We start from the raw sequence: 1,036 nt of genomic DNA, 5'->3' as shown, positions 1-1,036 counted from the left end.
GCTTTCCCGCACGCGGGAAAGCCGCCCGTTTATTATACCCCCGTGAGATCAAAGGCCGGAATGTACTCCGACCGTGCGGCCTCCGCCCCCTGGGTGAAGCCCTCCAGTCCCAGGGCGTCCATATAGTCCTCGGCCGAGCGGACCTCCGAGGGCCGCAGCCGGCGGTTCAGCGCGGGGAACTCCGCCGCCCGCCCCCAGGGGAGGTACTGGCTCATGAGGGAGAAGGCCACCGCGCCGGGGGCGAAGTGCTCCGCCACCCAGTCCATCACCCGCTTGGCCTCGGCCAATTTCCCGGGGAGGAGCAGGTGCCGGATGATAACACCCTGTTTTAACAGGCCGTCCTGATACACACAGGGGCCGGTCTGGCGGAACATCTCCAGGATGGCCGCCTGGGCCGCCTCCGGGTAGTCCGCCGCGCCGGAATACTGCTCCGCGTACTCCGGCGTGACATACTTCAAATCGGGCAGATAGATCTGGATTTTCCCCTCCAGGCCCCGCAGGGTGTCCACCCGGTCATAGCCGCCGGAGTTCCATACCACCGGCACCGGCAGCGGCCGGGCCAGCAGCCGGGCCACCGCGTGGGCGTAGTGGGTGGGATTGACCAGGTTGATGTTGTGGGCCCCCTGGTCGATGAGTTCAAAGCAGATCGCCCGCAGCCGCTCCAGGGAGATGGACCTGCCAAAGTCCTGGTGGCTGATGGCGTCGTTCTGGCAGAAGACACACCCCAGGGAGCAGCCGGAGAAAAACACGGTGCCGGAGCCCCGCGTGCCCGAGATGGGCGGCTCCTCCCACTGGTGGAGGGCCGCACGGGCCACCACCGGCGCCTCCGGCATACGGCATACGCCCCGGCCCTCGGTCTCCGTGCGCAGGGCCCCGCACCGGCGGGGGCAGAGATTGCAGATCATTGGATTTCTCCTCCTTCCCAAGTTTTCCAGTTGCGGGCGGGGACAAGCCCCGCCCCTGCGTCCCAGCACGTATCCCCGTTTCCCCCCATCCAGGCCGGTGCGGCGGGGGCGTTACAGCGTAAGCCCCCGCC

Annotated in this window: 1 protein-coding gene; it reads right to left on the bottom strand. The window is 67.9% G+C overall.

Translation table 11 applies throughout. The features are described from left to right. Nucleotides 1-32 precede the first annotated feature (32 nt). Nucleotides 33-905 carry a radical SAM protein gene (locus ACESY8_RS18700; RefSeq protein ID WP_054339307.1) on the bottom strand — a complete coding sequence of 291 codons (873 nt, stop codon included), beginning with the start codon at nt 903-905 and terminating at the stop codon, nt 33-35. Between the last annotated feature and the right edge of the window lie 131 nt (nt 906-1,036).

The sequence above is a fragment of the Clostridium sp. ATCC BAA-442 genome (genome assembly GCF_964239415.1).
In the GTDB taxonomy this organism is placed as follows: domain Bacteria; phylum Bacillota; class Clostridia; order Oscillospirales; family Oscillospiraceae; genus Flavonifractor; species Flavonifractor plautii.
This window is presented reverse-complemented; position numbering and strand designations above follow the sequence as displayed.

Bases quoted from the DNA above. Each gene is read 5' to 3' on its own strand.
- ACESY8_RS18700 (WP_054339307.1), bottom strand. From the start codon at position 905: ATGATCTGCAATCTCTGCCCCCGCCGGTGCGGGGCCCTGCGCACGGAG.